This window comes from Vicingus serpentipes (assembly GCF_007993035.1).
GTDB classification, from domain to species: Bacteria; Bacteroidota; Bacteroidia; order Flavobacteriales_E; family Vicingaceae; genus Vicingus; species Vicingus serpentipes.
Genome location: NZ_VOOS01000005.1, coordinates 163,244 through 180,095, shown reverse-complemented (window position 1 = coordinate 180,095; position 16,852 = coordinate 163,244). Strand labels below are relative to the sequence as shown.

Sequence of the window (16,852 nt, the reverse complement as noted above, 5' to 3'; positions counted from 1 at the left end):
TTATTTAAATAATGTTGTATTTCCTTTAATATCAACTTCCACACCATTAACCAATAAAGCTTTTACGGTATATGCATAAGCACCACTATTTAATTCTTTGCCGTGGTATGTTCCGTCCCAGCACCCATTAATTTCGGTAGATTCATAAATTAATTCTCCCCAACGAGAATATACCCTAAACAATACTTCGTCCAAACAATTACTATATACTTTTAAGCAATCGTTGTTGCCATCATTATTAGGAGAAAAAGCATCTGGTACAAATAGTTCCCCACAAATATTTTCAACTTCCACCGTTACACATGCTGAACTAGAACAATTATTTATAGTAACTTCAGCACAATAAACTGTTGTTTCTGTTGGTGTAGCAACTGGATTTTCACAAGTTATACATGATAAATCATTTGTAGGAGACCATAAAAAAGGAGCATCTCCTTGTACTAATAGTTGTACAGATTGACCTAAATTAATCAGGGTATCACTATAAGCATTTATTGAAGGATTAAGAATTACATTTACTGTGATTTTAGCAGTATCACTAACACATGAATTAATAATGCTAACTACCGAGTAAACAGTCGTATCTGAAGGAGAAACAGTTATTGAAGGTGTTATTTCAGTGTTACTCCATAGATAGGTTAAGCCTCCTGAAGCAGTTAATGTAGTTTCTCCATTTTCACAAATTTCTGTTATACCCATTATTGAAGCAGTTGGTTGTGTAGCTACGTTTAATGTAAAACTAGCAGTGTTTTTACACCCATTTGTATTTGTACCCTCTACATTATAAGTTGTATTTACAGTAGGACTCACATCTATTGATGGAGTTAATTCTGTTGTACTCCATTCATAACTATTTGCACCATTTGCTGCAAGTGTTGAAGTTTGACCTTCGCAAATGGTATCGTTTTGAGAGCTTGAAATAGTTATTGTCGGTAAGTTATTTACAACAACATCAATAATCGCTGAATTTGAACAATTGTTTACATCAGTAGCAACAACATTATAAGTTGTATTTGTTGTTGGAGAAACTACTATGGAATCATTTGTACTTCCAGTATTCCATAAATAAGAAGTGCCTCCAGAAGCAGTTAGTGTGGTCGATTCACCATCACAAATAGTATCAACGCCACTAAAATTAATTATAGGTAATGAATTTACAGTTATTGCAAAATAAGCTGTATCGACACAACCACCAATATTTACTATTACAGAGTATGTTGAATCTAAAATTGGTGAAACAACTAAAGAATCGAGTGTAGAACCATTGTTCCAAGTATAAGCTCCACCACCAGAAGCAGATAATGTTGTGGCATTTCCAATACATAAGAAATTTGAACCATTACTTGAGGTAATTAATCCGTTAGGATTGCTTACTACTTGAACTGTTGTAGAAACCGTATCAGAACAATTGTTTGCATTGGAAACTGTAACTATATACGTTGAATCTATTATTGGAGAGACTGTAATGTCTGGAGTTGAAGCTCCATTATTCCATAAATAAGAAGTTCCTCCTGATGCAGTTAATGTTGTAGAGCTTCCACTACAAATTAATGAAGAGCCATTGATTGTAGGATTTGGTAAAGTATTTACAACTACATTGATATTGGTAGAATTACTACAATTATTAACATCAGTAATTGTAACGGAATAAGTAGAATCCAGAGATGGAGAAACTATTATAGAATCATTTGTACTTCCTGTATTCCAAGAATAAGAAATGCCGCCAGAAGCAGTTAATGTTGTTAATTCGCCATTACAAATCGTATCAATTCCTGTAATAATTGGAATAGGAAGTGAATTTACTACAACCGTATAATAAGCCGTATCTAAACAGCTATTTATATTTGCAACAACTGAGAAAATTGAATCATTAGTTGGTGAAACAATTAAAGAATCTAATGTTGAACCATTATTCCAAGTATAAGAATTGCCACCATTTGCAAATAGAGTAGTGCTATTTCCTATACAAATCGTATCAATACCTGATAAGCTTGCTGTTGGTTTAGGATTAACCTGAACAGTTACGCTCGTTGTATCAAAACACCCATTTGCATTTATAGCTGTAACCGTATAACTGCTGTCTGTTATTGGAGTAATATTTATAGTAGCTGAAGTATCTCCTGTACTCCAACTGTAAGTATTTCCTCCACTTGCAGTTAATGAAGTAGAATTTCCTTGGCAAATAATTAATGTCCCTGAAATAGATGGATTTGGTAAAGGATTTACGATTACGTCAATATTGCCAGAATTATTACAACTATTACTATCAGTAACAGTTATACTATAATTGGTATCACTTGTTGGAGACACGAAAATAGAATCATTAGTTGAGGTGTTGCTCCATAAAAATGAAGTTCCGCCAGAAGCAACAAGTAAAGTGGTGTCACCATTACAAATGCTATCTATACCAGAAATAGTAATAAAAGGTATGGGATTTACTTTTAGGATTATACTATCCGAAGTTGTACATCCAATTGTGTCGGTTAATTCATATAAAAGTGTATAATCTCCATCGGTACTACCATTAAAATTGGGCGTTTCACTTGATGATGTATTTAAGAAAGGTTGTCCGTTTCCTGACCAAAGATGAGTAAAAGGAGCTGTTCCACTCGAAACATTTCCGTTTAAACTAATCACTTGGTTTAAACATATTTCAGTGTCAGAAGCGGTAATATTAACAGTAGGTAAAGGGTTTACTGTAACATATAAATTTGCAGTTGAAACTGAGCCACAAACTCCTGTAATGTCAACGGTATAAAGCGTGTTTTGACTAGGATTAACGTTAACAGAGGGAGATGAACTACTTAAACCAGCAGGAGTTGAACTCCATGTATATGTATAAGATCCAGTACCAGTCACTTCAGCATCAAGTGAAGCAGTATCTCCCAAACAAATATTCGTTTTTGTTGAAGTTATTTCGACAACTTGTACTCCGCTTGTAGCGGAAATAGTATATGAACAGATGTCTCCTGCAAAACCATCAATCATAATATAATATTGGTTGCCAGGAGTTAACCCACTTGCTGTAATAGTTTGAGAATTTGTTGTTTCTAAAAAAGTAGATACTGCAGTGAAATTGGTACAATTAGTCCCGCTAAATATTTGCATTTGCATTCCATTTCCATTAGAGCAATAGTTTACTTGAACAAACAATTCAGCGGTTGTTGCATCAGCAGTAAAAGTTAACCAACTATTATTGTCTATTTGTACTGGAGAAACTCCTCCATAGCCTTGACCGAAAGGAGCTGTAGGATTGGAGTTAGCAATACCATTTTGACCAGTACCAGTCATGTTACTTGGAAAATCTACTGTATATGCACTACTTGTAATTCCTCCATATCCATTTAAATCACAAATCTCTTGAGAGTTAGCACAATCGTCATTGTCAGGAGTTGATACACAAATACCAAACTGCCCATTATTATCGTTGTCATATTCCCAAACGCGAATATACATTGTTGCTCCAGGGGTTAATCCAGTTGCATAAATATGAGGCATAAGAATGCCATCCCCAGGCTCGCCATCATCATCACATTCTACTAATGTTAATGCACCACAAGCACCAGAATATAAAGCCATTGCTCCGTCTGCAAAATCAACTGATAGTGTATGAATATCGAGTTCTCCACTTGCTGGTACTATAACAGAGAACCAAACATCACTTCCTAAATAACCTCCATCAAAAGGAGTTGAACCTCCACATCCAGAAGGAGTTGGAACTGAAGAATTACCTGCTCCTGAATTGGTGTAAATTTCAAAATTACAAGAAGGTGTAACTGTAGATAAAGCATAAGCATTACATGGCGTATCGTTTATTGGAGGAGCTAGTCCTGTAACACAAATATTAAAGGTTGCTGAGCCCCATCCTGCACTATAATTATAAACCCGAATAAAATATGTGTTTCCAATTGTAAGTGTTTGATTACTTAAAACTTCATCTCCGTTAGGGCCATTTACATCTTCGCATTGAATTGAAGTCAGTGATCCACAAGTGCCAGTATATAGTTGAATTACAGCGTCATATCCTGTAGTAGGGTCAACTGTAATAGTCATGTTTGTACTATTAGCAACAAACGTATACCAAACATCATCATCTGCATTTCCTCCCCCAGAGCATGATGGTAGTGATTCAGTTGCATTAGCAGAGGAGCCTGCTTGAAATGAACAAGTAGTGAAAGTAGGGTTAATTACAACAGCATTTAAACATTCGTCTGATTGTGAGTATAGAAGTATAGAGAATAAAAACGCAATTGATAAAAGAGTAAAATATTTTATCATAATTATTTAGATTCTTTAGTGAATGATTTTAAAGCGGCTTTATTTTCAAGTAGAATGGCTTTTAATTTTTCCATTGAAAAATATCCTTTTGTTCCACCCTCATAAACTTTTACAGTCATTTTATAGTTCAGCCAATCTAAATTGCAATTGGTAACGTTGTCCAGCAATTTAACTGATGATTCAATAGCGGTAACTTGGTCCTGAGTTTTTAGTTTGTTAATGTTAAAAGAGTAAGTTGTAACTCTTTCTTTAGCAATCTCTTGGGCATTACTTGTATAATAAGTAAAAAGTAACAATATAGGTATTAGAATTTTAAACATAAGAACGAATATTTTTTTAATTAAAATATGCTAAAAGCAGATAAATTTAACAACTTAATAGACACCAATCAAAAAAATATTGTTTCGATTATATTTTTTTAGTGTGTTTTATTTTTTGGGTTGATGCCAAATCCAAAATTTAGTATTACTATAAACTACAATACAGACAATTATTAACACTTTCTGTCAAGAGATAATAAGCTGGTTTTTTTATCTGATTAAAGCCTAAATACGAGCGTTTTTTATGAGTATTTACATATTTAATATTGGTGTTTAAATTCAAAAATATTCAATGATGAAAAGATGTTTACTTATTATTATGCTCGTTACTTTTTGGTTTAGTAATTCAAAAGGCCAAATAAACCCGCAAAGCAGCCCATATTTAGCTGATGGTTCTTATACAGTTGTATCAGATTCAGATATGACGGCTATTTCAGTACCTTTATTAATATATCGTCCTCAAAATCAAGGAAATTATCCTGTATTTATGTTTCAGTTGGGAGCAAATTCAGTTGGGAGTTCAGTTATTAATAGACATACTTACGACTTGTTTATGAAGCATATAGCTTCTTATGGGTTTGTTGTAATTGTAATAGATGATTCTCAAGCGGGTTTTCCAAACGGAGGGTCTTTTACTGCTGCTCATGATTGGTTTAAATCAGAAGTTTCAAATCAAAGTCATTGGCTTAGTTCTTATGCAGATCCTACAACGCTTATTATTGGAGGCCATTCAAATGGAGGGGTTAATGCTTCGGCTTTGTTAGTTAACCGACCTACTGAAATAAGTGGAATTGTTTTTATGGATTCATATCCAAGTGGAGGTATTTTTGGTTTGGGAGCTCACAATGTTTCCAATTATGCCGGTAAAGTATTAACTATGGCTGCAGGAGAGAATGATCCAACATCAAATAAAGAAGGATGGGATAAGTTTTCGAGTTCATCTTGTAAAACATATGTAAATATCGATGGTCTAGATCACGGAGGATTTGGAGATTATGTGCTAGCTAGCCAACCCGTTGGTTCTATAGGGAGAGCCGATGCAACAGCTACAATTAGGCATTTTTTGGTGAGCTGGATGTTGAGTGAATTCAAAAACGATGATGAAGCAGCCAATAATTTAACGAACACATCAAACCAACCTAATACAGTTGCTGAATTTGAAAATAATTGTGGAATTTTTACTTCATTAAACAACTATTCAAATTATGAAGAGTTCAAGGTTTATCCTATTCCTGCCAATGCTTTATTAAATATATCTGCTAAAGATGAGATAGAAAGTATTTCATTATTCGATTTACAAGGCAAACTCATTAAAACTGCAATTGGGAATTTAAATTCGATAGATATATCAGAACTCAATAAAGGAATATATATTCTTCAGGTTACTACTAATTTTTCTATATTTTCTAAAAAAGTGATTAAAGACTAAGACCTGGTTCCATAAAAAAAGTCCAATCATTTGATTGGACTTTTTTTATTTTTTCCTCATAAATAACTGAATAGGAACTCCAGTAAAATCAAAATTTTCTCTCAATTTATTTTCTAAAAACCGTTTATAAGGTTCTTTAATGTATTGAGGTAAATTACAATAGAAAGCAAATGTTGGAGTGTGAGTAGGTAGTTGACTTACAAACTTAATTTTAATGTATTTTCCTTTTACGGCTGGTGGTGGATTTCTTGTTATTATATCTAACATTACTTCGTTAAGTTTTGAAGTAGGTATTTTTTTAACTCTATTTTCATAAACTTTTACAACCTCTTCTAAAGCTTTAAAAATACGTTGCTTATTGGTTACAGAAGTAAATATAATAGGCACATCTGTAAATGGAGACATTCTTTGTCTAATAGCTGCTTCAAATTCTTTTGCAGTGTTCGTTTCTTTATCTATTAAATCCCACTTATTTACAAGAACAACAAGTCCTTTTTTATTTTTTAAAATCAAACTAAAGATGTTCATGTCTTGAGTCATGATACCTTCGGTAGCTTCAATCATTAATAGGCAAACATCAGAGTTTTCTATGGCGCGAATTGTACGCATCACAGAATAAAACTCTAAATCTTCATTTACTTTTACTTTCTTTCTAAGACCAGCTGTATCAATCAACTTCATGTCAAAACCATACGCTGTATATCGAGTTGAAATTGCATCTCTAGTTGTTCCTGCGATGTTAGTCACAATATTTCTATCTACACCAATTAAACCATTTAGTAAAGATGATTTTCCAACATTTGGACGTCCAACAATTGCTAGTCTTAACAAATCGTCATCATTTTCTTCAGGCTTTTCCTCCAAATTATTAACGACTTCGTCTAGTAATTCTCCTGTTCCACTTCCACTAACTGAAGATACATTATATATTTCATCGCTTATACCTAATCCGTAAAAAACACTAGAATCAGGAATACGAGAGGTATTATCAACTTTGTTTGAAACCAATAAGATTTTTTTGTTTGCGCGTCTTAAAACGTTAGCAACCTGTTGGTCTAGGTCAGTTATTCCTAAGGTAACATCTACCACAAAAATTATTAAATCTGCTTCTTCGATCGCAATAATAACTTGCTTTCGAATTTCATCTTCAAAAATATCATCAGAACCTTTAATGTAACCACCAGTATCAATCAACGTAAATTGTCTTCCATTCCAATCAACTAGACCATAATGACGGTCTCTTGTTACTCCACTCGATTCATCAACAATTGCTTGTCTGCTCTCTGTTAGTCTATTAAAAAGAGTAGATTTTCCTACGTTTGGTCTTCCTACTATTGCTACAATATTACTCATGTTCTGATTTTAGATTTTGCAAAGGTACAACTTTAACTGTGCTATTATATCAATTTAATGATTGTAGCCAAAACGTTTAAGCATATTGTCATCATTTCGCCAATCTTTATTCACTTTTACATAAAGTTCTAAGAAAACTTTTTTAGCAAAAAATGTTTCAATGTCTTTACGAGCTAACGTCCCAACTTTTTTTAACTCTTTTCCTTGATGACCAATTAATATTCCTTTTTGAGAATCTCGAGCAACAATAATATTGGCTCTGATGTGTATTATATCTTCTTTTTCTTTAAACTCTTCAATAATTACTTCGCAAGAGTAAGGCACTTCTTTTTTATAGTTGAGTAGTATTTTTTCTCGAATAATCTCGGAAACAAAAAACTTTTCGGGTTTGTCAGTCAAAGCATCTTTATCATAAAACGGTTCTCCTTCAGGCAAAAGTTCTTTTATACGTGCAAAAATGTTTTCAATATTAAAATTGTGTAATGCCGAAAGCGGATAAATTTCGGCTTTAGGTATTTCGGCTTTCCAAAAATCAACTTTGCTTTCTAAAAATGCTTGGTCAACTTCATCAATTTTATTGATTAATAAAATGATAGGAGTGTCTGTTTTTTTAAGGCTATTTAATATGTTTTCATCCTTAAACTTATTTTCTTTTACTTCAACCATAAATAAAATCACATCTGCATCAGTTAAGGCAGATTTTACGAAAGTCATCATGCTTTCTTGCATTTTATATGCAGGTTCTAATACTCCTGGAGTATCAGAAAACACAATTTGATGGTCATCATCGTTTACAATTCCTAGAATTCGGTGTCGAGTAGTTTGTGCTTTTGAAGTTATTATAGATAGTCTTTCTCCCACTAAAGCGTTCATTAGCGTGGACTTACCTACATTTGGGTTGCCTATAATATTAACGAATCCAGATTTATGCATTATTTTTTCGTAAAAGTTTGGATTGCAAAGAAACAAAATATTATATTTGCATTCCTTTAAACGAGATACAATTAGTAAACAATATATCGCGGGGTAGAGCAGTTGGTAGCTCATCGGGCTCATAACCCGAAGGTCGTCCGTTCGAGTCGGGCCCCCGCTACACCGAAAAGCTTCAGAGAAATCTGGAGCTTTTTTTATTTGCAAAAAGATGTCGTAGAAATAAATACACTTGAAATGAAAATCTTAAGTGTATTTATATAAAAGAATCATTGTACAATTATTTTTTCAGTTGTTGAGCCTTCCTTTGTATATAACCTCATAAAATAAGTTCCTGTTGCCAATTTTGTGACATCTATATTTCCTTGAGGAAAGTTTTTTGTTAAAACAACTTTACCGATATTATTTAAAACTTCAATCTGAGTGTAAGTTTTATTTTTTGATAAATAAATAACACCAGTTGTTGGGTTAGGATATGAATTAGACGATAGTGAAGTGGTCTCCTTTACCGAAGTAGAAGTGTTAACGGTTATAGTTCCGAACATTGATCCAGTATGAACACCACAACGATAATCATAGTCTCCAGCTGTATTAAAAACATGTGTAAAAGTCCAAGGAGCACTTGCATTAGCATTACTAAAACCTTCAGGATTTAAAGGGTACGTTGATTGTGATCCATCTATAGAGTGAAACCCTTGAACATTATCAAAAACAACTGTGTCGCCTTGACTAATTAATAGATTTGCTGGAGTAAAACTAAAGTTTTCGATGATAACAGTATGTTTTGTTTGAGCAAAAATTAATGTAGAAGCTAATAAGAAGGAAGATAATAATAGTTTTTTCATAGGTGTTATTTTTTAGTTAAGTGATAAATATACATTATAAATGTATAAATCGATTTTTTGAATCTCTTTAATTGTTTTAAACTTTAATAAATATAGCTATTTTTGTGGTTCAATTTTAACAAAAAAATATGGCTGACGATAGATTTCAAGCTCCAGATTATTTCAATTTAGATGAGCTATTAACAGAAGAACATAAATTAATTAGAGATACAGTTCGTGCATGGATTAAAAAGGATGTTTCTCCAATTATTGAAGATTACGCACAGCGTGCAGAATTTCCAAAACAAATTATACCTGGATTAGCTGAGGTTGGTGGTTTTGGTCCATATATTCCAGAAGAATATGGTGGCCCAGGGTTAGACCAAATTTCGTATGGTTTAATTATGCAAGAATTAGAAAGATGTGATTCTGGTGTACGTTCAACATCTTCAGTTCAAAGTTCGTTAGTAATGTATCCTATATGGAAATATGGTAACGAAGAACAAAGAATGAAATACCTTCCTAAACTAGCTACTGGTGAATTTATGGGCTGTTTTGGATTAACAGAGCCAGATCATGGTTCAAATCCTAGTGGAATGGTAACCAACTTTAAAGATATGGGCGACCATTATTTATTAAATGGTGCTAAAATGTGGATTACTAATGCTCCAATTGCAGATGTTGCTGTTGTATGGGCAAAGAATGAAGAGGGTAGAATCCATGGATTAATTGTTGAAAGAGGAATGGAAGGATTTACAACTCCTGAAACTCATGACAAATGGTCATTAAGAGCAAGTATAACTGGGGAGTTAGTCTTTGATAATGTAAAAGTTCCTAAAGAAAATTTATTACCAAATAAAAGTGGATTAGGAGCGCCTCTTGGATGTTTAGATTCTGCTCGTTATGGTATTGCATGGGGAGCTATTGGTGCAGCAATGGATTGTTATGATTCTGCTTTACGCTATACTAAAGAGAGAATTCAGTTTGGAGTGCCTATCGCTTCATTCCAATTAACTCAAAAAAAGTTAGCAGAAATGATTACTGAAATTACTAAAGCTCAATTATTAACTTGGCGTCTAGGAGTGCTTAGAAACGAAGGTAAAGCAACGTCTGCTCAAATATCTATGGCAAAGCGAAACAACGTTGATATGGCTTTAAAAGTAGCAAGAGAAGCTCGTCAAATGCATGGTGGAATGGGTATTACCGGGGAATATCCGATTATGCGTCACATGGCAAATTTAGAATCAGTAGTTACTTATGAAGGTACTCATGATATTCACTTGTTAATTACAGGTATGGATGTTACAGGAATTAGTGCTTTTAAAAATGATGGAACTCAACTAGAAGGATTATAATTTTCTAAAATAAATTATTAGAAGCCCGAAAAGAAGTCCTTTTCGGGCTTTTTTTGTTTTTATAATGTCAAATAAAAAAGACTTACCAATTGGTAAGTCTTTTTTTAATATATAACAGTTGTTATTTTAGTTTTTTAATGCTTCAGCACCACCAACAATTTCTAAAATTTCATTAGTAATTGCTGCTTGTCTAGCTTTGTTGTAGATTAATTTAAGATCATCAATCAAATCAGAAGCATTATCAGTTGCTTTATGCATTGCTGTCATTCTTGCTCCATGTTCAGAGGCTTGAGAATCTAATAAAGCCTTAAAAAATTGAGTTTTTAATGACTTAGGAATTAAGTCATCTAAAATTTCTTTTTTATCAGGTTCATATAAATAATCTGTAGCTGAAGAATTGTCTTCTGATGCAGTAGCAACTATTGGTAAAAATTGTTCTCTTTGAACATCTTGTACAGCTGCATTTTTAAATTGATTGTAAACCAAAACAATTTTATCTTGGTGATGATCAGTAAACTGAGTCATTAATTTATCTGCAATTTTAGAAGAATTATCATAAGTTAATTCATCCCAAATAGAATCTAAATGTCTTGGTAATAATGTACCTTGAATTGCTAATTCTGAGTTTTTAAAGGCGTCGTTAATTTTTTTACCAATCGATAAAACAGTAACATTAGCCCCTTTTTTTTGTTCATCTGCAGCAATTGATTTAACAATTTTAATCACATTATTGTTGAAACCTCCACAAAGTCCTCTATTAGAGGTAATACCAACTATAAGAACATTTTTAACTTCCCTCTCTTCAGAATAAATCCCTTCAGAATTATCTAAGCTTGCGCTTACATTTTGAAGAATCTCTTGAAGTTTATTAGAGTAAGGTCTCATTTCTGTAATTGCATCTTGGGCTTTTTTAAGCTTTGCTGCAGAAACCATCTTCATAGCAGAAGTAATCTGCTTTGTTGATGATACAGAAACAATCCTATTTCTTATTTCTTTTAAATTTGCCATTCTTAATAATTTAACAATTTAACGATGTAGCAATTGAATAATTTATACAGTGCTAAATTGTTATATTAAACTTTATATTTTGCAGTTAATTCAGATGCAGCTTTTTCTATAGTTGATGTAATGTTATCATCAAATTTACCTGCTTTCAATAAATCTAAAACATCTCTGTGTTTGTTTTCCATGTAGCTCAAAAATTCAGTTTCGAATTCTCTTACTTTTTCTACTGGAACACTATTGATTAGACCTTTAGTACCTAGGTAAATAATTGCAACTTGCTTTTCTACTGGTAATGGAGCATTTTGACCTTGTTTCAAAATTTCAACATTACGTTTACCTTTATTTAAAACAGACATAGTAGCAGCATCTAAGTCAGAACCAAATTTAGAGAATGCTTCAAGCTCTCTGTATTGTGCTTGGTCTAATTTTAATGTACCTGCAACTTTTTTCATCGATTTAATTTGAGCATTACCACCAACACGAGATACAGAAATACCTACGTTAATTGCTGGACGTACACCTTGGTTAAATAAATCACCATCTAAGAAAATTTGTCCATCAGTAATCGAAATTACGTTTGTTGGAATATATGCAGAAACGTCACCAGCTTGAGTTTCAATAATTGGTAAAGCCGTTAAAGAACCTCCACCTTTTACTAAATGCTTAATTGATTCTGGTAAATCGTTCATTTCTTGAGCAATGCTATCTACATTAATAACTTTTGCTGCTCTTTCTAATAATCTTGAGTGTAAGTAGAATACATCACCTGGATAAGCTTCACGTCCTGGTGGTCTTCTTAATAATAAAGAAACCTCACGGTAAGCTACTGCTTGTTTAGATAAATCATCATAAACAATTAATGCTGGACGACCAGTATCTCTAAAAAATTCTCCAATTGCCGCTCCTGCAAAAGGAGAGTAAAATTGCATTGGAGAGGGATCAGAAGCATTTGCAGCAACAACAACTGTGTAGGCCATTGCTCCAGCATCTTCTAATGTTTTTACAATCCCTGCTACTGTAGAACCTTTTTGTCCTGTAGCAACATATATACAAAATACAGGTTTACCTGCATCGTAAAATTCTTTTTGATTAATAATAGTATCTATACATACTGCAGTTTTTCCAGTTTGTCTATCACCAATTACTAACTCTCTTTGCCCTCTTCCAACAGGAATCATAGCATCAACAGCTTTAATACCTGTTTGAAGTGGTTCGGCAACAGGCTCTCTAAATAATACTCCTGGCGCTTTTCTTTCTAAAGGCATTTCGTAAGTATCACCTTGAATAGGACCTTTTCCATCAATAGGATTACCAAGTGTATCAACAACACGACCTAACATTCCTTCACCAACATTGATTGATGCAATTCTGTTAGTTCTTTTTGCTGTTTCACCTTCTCTAATACCTTTAGATGATCCTAAAAGTACAGCACCAACGTTATCTTCTTCTAAATTTAATACAATTCCTTGTAGTCCATTTTCGAATTCGATTAACTCTCCTGCTTGAACTTGCGAAAGTCCATAAATACGTGCAATACCATCACCAACTTGAAGTACTGTTCCTACTTCCTCTAATTGTGCTTCGGTTTTAAAACCAGCTAATTGTTCTCTTAATATAGCTGATACTTCTGCGGGTTTTACTTCGGCCATTTTATTTATTTTTTATTCCTTAATTAAATATTATATTAAAACTCCTTGATATATGGGTTATCATCAAACTCTAATTCAAGGCTAGTTAATTTTCTTTTTATACTTTCATCAACTTGTCTATCACCAACTCTTAAAATCATACCTCCAATAATTTCTGGATTAACTATTTCTTGTAAATCAATAGTAGCATCATCAGTCTTATTTAAAAGAGCTATAATTTTTGTTTTTTGGTCAGCTGTTAATGAAATTGCAGATGTTACATATGCAGTTTTTATGTTTTTATGAACCTTATATGCTTCAATAAAAGCTTTAGCAATATCAGCTAATAAACCAGCTCTTTTTTTGGCAATTATAATTCTAATAAAAGCTTTAGAAACAGTATTTATTGAAGTGAAAATTTCATTTAATATTGCTTCTTGTTTATTAGATTTAACAATAGGGCTTTTTAACATTACAACTAGGTCATGCGACTCAGTACAAACAGCATCAATAGAAAGCATATCACTATATACTTCTTCTAATGAGTTTTGTTCAATAGCAATACCAATTAATGATTTGGCGTATCTTGATGCAACTTTTATATCTCTCATCTAAATTTTAGTTTAGATTAATGTCTTTAACAACGTTGTCAATAATAGCTTTTTGCTTATCTGCAGAAGATAATTCTTCTTTTAAAATTTTCTCAGCAATTTCAATTGAAAGTGTAGCTACTTGATTTTTAAGTTCAGTAATTGCAGCTAATTTTTCAAGATTAATACTTTCTTTTGCTGCAGCAATAATTTTTTCACCTTCAACATTAGCATTTGCTTTAGCTTCAGCGATAATTTTATCTTTTACATCTCTTGCTTCTTTAAGCATCGCATCTCTTTCTGCTCTAGCTTTATTTAAAAGAGCTTCATTGTCTGATTTTAACTCAGACATTTTTCGTGTAGCTTCTTCTGCTGCATTTAACGCATCTTCGATTGAAGACTCTCTATCTTTTACCGCTTTTAAAATAGGTTTCCAAGCAAATTTTGCAAGCAAGAAAAATAGAATGCAAAAAACTAAAGTTGTCCAAACTATAAGACCAAGTTCGGGGGTTACTAATGGATTGTCCATAATATATTTTTATTTTTATTTATTTAACTCTTAAAAGAAGTACTCGCTACCAACCGTAGCGAGTACTTTCTGATTTTCTTAAAGCCCCATAAGACCAACAACAACACCGAATAATGCAACACCCTCAACAAGGGCAGCTGCAATAATCATAGCTGTTTGAATCTTAGAAGTAGCTTCTGGTTGTCTTGCGATAGCGTCCATTGCTGAACCACCAATTCTACCAATACCTAATCCGGCACCGATAACTGCTAAACCTGCTCCAATTGCTGCGTACATAACTTCTAATTTATTTAGTTAAACAATAATTAATTTACTTATTAATGGTGTTCTGCTACTGCTGTTCCGATGAACAATGCAGATAACATAGTGAACACGTATGCTTGTAAGAAAGCTACTAAAAGCTCTAATACAGAAATGAATAACGCAAATGGCACTGAAACAGCACTCATTCCAACGCTTTCAAATATAAATATCAACGATATTAAACTCAATACAACAATATGACCTGCTGTCATGTTTGCAAACAAACGAATCATTAATGCAAATGGTTTAGTTAAAACACCAACTAATTCAATAGGCATTAATAAAATTTTAACTGGCCAAGGAGCACCAGGCATCCAAAAGATGTGTCCCCAGTATTCTTTATTTCCATTTATGTTTGTTATGATTAATGTGAATGTAGCTAAAACTAAAGTTACAGCAATGTTTCCTGTTAAGTTAGCTCCACCAATCCAAGGAATTAAGCCTAATAAGTTATTAAACCATATAAAGAAAAATACGGTTAATAAGTAAGGCATGAATTTCATGTATTTTTTTTCTCCAATGTTAATTTTAGCGATATCATCTCTAACAAAAACAATAATAGGCTCCATAAAAGAAGCAATTCCCTTTGGGGCAACAGCACCATTTTTAGCATAATGCCCAGCTGTTTTTAAGAAAACAAACAAGATAATGAACACTGACATTAGCATTGAGAAAATATTTTTTGTAATCGATAAGTCAATTGGACGTACTCCATTTGAAATATGATGAGCCTCATCAAATTCTGCTTTTGTTGCTCCAGCTTCTAATTGGTAAATTTTCTCATGAGATTTCACAAAATTCATACCGTTTTTTTCAACGATATGATGTCCTGAGTCATCATGATGAAATTCACTAGACATAAAAGTAACCAAACCATTCTCTGTCCAAAGAATTACTGGTAAAGGCATTGAGTATGAATGTCCATTATAATCAAAGAAATGCCAATCATGTGCATCTGCAATGTGATGCATAATAACTGGAATGGGATCGTATCCTTCTTTTTCAGATGCTACTTCATGATTTTCTTCATGATTTACATCAGCCTCGTGGCTTGTTTCTGCATTAATAGAACTTACGTAAACTAACGTAAGAAGTGCAAAAAGAACTGATTTTATTGTGTTGTTTTTAAGCATATCAACTATAAATTCCTACCTCTTAAATTTGGGTGCAAATGTAGTTAATAATTCTATTTCGACAAGGTATTTTCAAATATTTATTTGGCATCTCCACTTCTAAGTTAAAACTCTAAAAAAAAATAAACGTAAACCACAGTATTTCAGTAAATTAAAATATTTATTTTCAAAATTGTTTTTCATCATCTTTTAAGCTTTTTATCACAGAATAGGCTTCGAAAAATAGATGAATAAAGAAAATAATGAAGAATGAAAGTACTATTGATTTAATATTCTCAGTTTTTTCTTTTAAGAATGGAAATAAAAATATAACTGAAATTATCATTTTGATTAATACAAATGCTAAGTACCCAAAACCGACTTTATCGGAAAATTTAATTTTTATTACTTGAAGCGAGTTTAAAACAACTATAGTAAGTAAAGTAACAAAGAAATTAATCTTTAATAAAACCTTTATATCTATGGGCTGACTTAAGATAAAGAAGTTTATTAAATAATGTAATCCAAAAATACATGCAGCAAATAGAATAACTGAAAAAGTAATTTTTTTATTTATCATCGTCTTTACCCATATTTATTACCTCTTTAATGACAAGGTAAAGAGAAGCGGCAACTCCTAAAAGAGTTAAAATAATTGTGAATAATTTAGTTGTAAAATGATAATGTGCATCAAGAGATGAACCTCCCCATGCTCCTAGTCCAATTATGGCTCCCATTTGAATAGCAACTCCAGAAAATCGAAGATAATTATTAAGCGGTTTGCGCTTCTTCGAAGGCTGGTTGTTTTTCATCATTTTTCATGCCTTTTACAACTCCTCCCATATTGCATGAGCCTGTAAAGTTAGCCCCTGGTTCAATAGATAGTTTAGTTGTTTTAATATCGCCAATTATGTTGGCTGTAGATTTTAATAGAAGTAATTCTTTAACTTTTAAAACAGCATTTAAAGTGCCTGAGATATCAGCATTTTTACATGTAACTTCTCCATCAATTATACCAGTAGCACCAACAACAACTTTCCCTTCAGAAATTAGTTTTCCTTTTAATTCTCCATCAATTCTTATGTCTCCTTGGCAACTGATGTCACCTTTAATAACGGTTCCTTTTCTTATAATATTGATTGCAGAAGCATCTGTATCGTTCGTTTTTGCCATTTGTGAAGAGTTTTTGTTAAACA

Annotated in this window: 15 protein-coding genes and 1 tRNA gene; 3 read left to right on the top strand and 13 right to left on the bottom strand. The window is 32.6% G+C overall.

Annotated features, from left to right (window positions below):
• Positions 1 to 4,278 carry a T9SS type B sorting domain-containing protein gene (locus FRY74_RS11170; protein ID WP_147101631.1) on the bottom strand — a complete coding sequence of 1,426 codons (4,278 nt, stop codon included), beginning with the start codon at positions 4,276 to 4,278 and terminating at the stop codon, positions 1 to 3.
• 2 nt (positions 4,279 to 4,280) lie between these two features.
• Complete coding sequence (locus FRY74_RS11165; protein WP_147101629.1) at positions 4,281 to 4,598, bottom strand: hypothetical protein; 318 nt, start codon at positions 4,596 to 4,598, stop codon at positions 4,281 to 4,283.
• A gap of 319 nt (positions 4,599 to 4,917) precedes the next feature.
• Here FRY74_RS11165 and FRY74_RS11160 point away from each other — a divergent pair, with 319 nt between their 5' ends.
• A complete protein-coding gene (locus FRY74_RS11160; protein ID WP_170228018.1) occupies positions 4,918 to 6,027 on the top strand; it encodes a T9SS type A sorting domain-containing protein in 1,110 nt (369 codons plus the stop codon).
• Positions 6,028 to 6,072: 45 nt separating this feature from the next.
• On the opposite strand, the gene der is transcribed toward FRY74_RS11160, so the two are convergent.
• Entirely contained in the window at positions 6,073 to 7,380 is a 1,308-nt protein-coding gene (der, locus tag FRY74_RS11155; RefSeq protein WP_147101623.1) for a ribosome biogenesis GTPase Der, read from the bottom strand.
• A gap of 54 nt (positions 7,381 to 7,434) precedes the next feature.
• Positions 7,435 to 8,316 carry a GTPase Era gene (era, locus tag FRY74_RS11150; protein WP_189765267.1) on the bottom strand — a complete coding sequence of 294 codons (882 nt, stop codon included), beginning with the start codon at positions 8,314 to 8,316 and terminating at the stop codon, positions 7,435 to 7,437.
• Positions 8,317 to 8,400: 84 nt separating this feature from the next.
• On the opposite strand from era, the gene FRY74_RS11145 reads away from it, so the two are divergent.
• Positions 8,401 to 8,473, top strand: a tRNA-Met gene (locus tag FRY74_RS11145).
• A 106-nt stretch (positions 8,474 to 8,579) separates the two neighbouring features.
• Here FRY74_RS11145 and FRY74_RS11140 read toward each other — a convergent pair.
• Positions 8,580 to 9,155 carry a T9SS type A sorting domain-containing protein gene (locus FRY74_RS11140; RefSeq protein ID WP_147101618.1) on the bottom strand — a complete coding sequence of 192 codons (576 nt, stop codon included), beginning with the start codon at positions 9,153 to 9,155 and terminating at the stop codon, positions 8,580 to 8,582.
• A 128-nt stretch (positions 9,156 to 9,283) separates the two neighbouring features.
• On the opposite strand from FRY74_RS11140, the gene FRY74_RS11135 reads away from it, so the two are divergent.
• Positions 9,284 to 10,489: an acyl-CoA dehydrogenase family protein gene (locus FRY74_RS11135; protein ID WP_147101615.1), complete on the top strand. Its 1,206-nt coding sequence runs from the start codon at positions 9,284 to 9,286 to the stop codon at positions 10,487 to 10,489.
• A gap of 126 nt (positions 10,490 to 10,615) precedes the next feature.
• Here the strand turns inward: FRY74_RS11135 and atpG are convergent, their stop codons facing one another.
• The 8 genes from atpG to FRY74_RS11095 all read right to left on the bottom strand — a co-directional run bounded on the left by atpG (position 10,616) and on the right by FRY74_RS11095 (position 16,829).
• On the bottom strand, positions 10,616 to 11,497 hold the full coding sequence (gene atpG / locus FRY74_RS11130) for an ATP synthase F1 subunit gamma (RefSeq protein WP_147101612.1): 882 nt from the start codon (positions 11,495 to 11,497) through the stop codon (positions 10,616 to 10,618).
• Positions 11,498 to 11,562: 65 nt separating this feature from the next.
• Positions 11,563 to 13,143, bottom strand: coding sequence for a F0F1 ATP synthase subunit alpha (gene atpA, locus FRY74_RS11125; RefSeq protein WP_147101611.1), 1,581 nt, complete (start codon positions 13,141 to 13,143; stop codon positions 11,563 to 11,565).
• 35 nt (positions 13,144 to 13,178) lie between these two features.
• Positions 13,179 to 13,733: an ATP synthase F1 subunit delta gene (gene atpH / locus FRY74_RS11120; protein WP_147101608.1), complete on the bottom strand. Its 555-nt coding sequence runs from the start codon at positions 13,731 to 13,733 to the stop codon at positions 13,179 to 13,181.
• A gap of 7 nt (positions 13,734 to 13,740) precedes the next feature.
• Positions 13,741 to 14,241: a F0F1 ATP synthase subunit B gene (locus FRY74_RS11115; protein ID WP_147101605.1), complete on the bottom strand. Its 501-nt coding sequence runs from the start codon at positions 14,239 to 14,241 to the stop codon at positions 13,741 to 13,743.
• Positions 14,242 to 14,319: 78 nt separating this feature from the next.
• Positions 14,320 to 14,517 (bottom strand): ATP synthase F0 subunit C, encoded by a 198-nt coding sequence (atpE, locus tag FRY74_RS11110; RefSeq protein WP_147101602.1) that lies wholly within the window; start codon positions 14,515 to 14,517, stop codon positions 14,320 to 14,322.
• A 41-nt stretch (positions 14,518 to 14,558) separates the two neighbouring features.
• The gene (gene atpB, locus FRY74_RS11105; protein WP_147101599.1) at positions 14,559 to 15,677 is read right to left on the bottom strand and encodes a F0F1 ATP synthase subunit A; all 1,119 of its coding nucleotides are present in this window, start codon (positions 15,675 to 15,677) and stop codon (positions 14,559 to 14,561) included.
• Between the two features lie 548 nt (positions 15,678 to 16,225).
• The gene (locus FRY74_RS11100; RefSeq protein WP_147101596.1) at positions 16,226 to 16,468 is read right to left on the bottom strand and encodes an AtpZ/AtpI family protein; all 243 of its coding nucleotides are present in this window, start codon (positions 16,466 to 16,468) and stop codon (positions 16,226 to 16,228) included.
• A complete protein-coding gene (locus tag FRY74_RS11095) occupies positions 16,428 to 16,829 on the bottom strand; it encodes a bactofilin family protein (RefSeq protein ID WP_147101593.1) in 402 nt (133 codons plus the stop codon). Before FRY74_RS11095 ends, FRY74_RS11100 begins: the two co-directional genes overlap by 41 nt.
• Positions 16,830 to 16,852 lie beyond the last annotated feature (23 nt).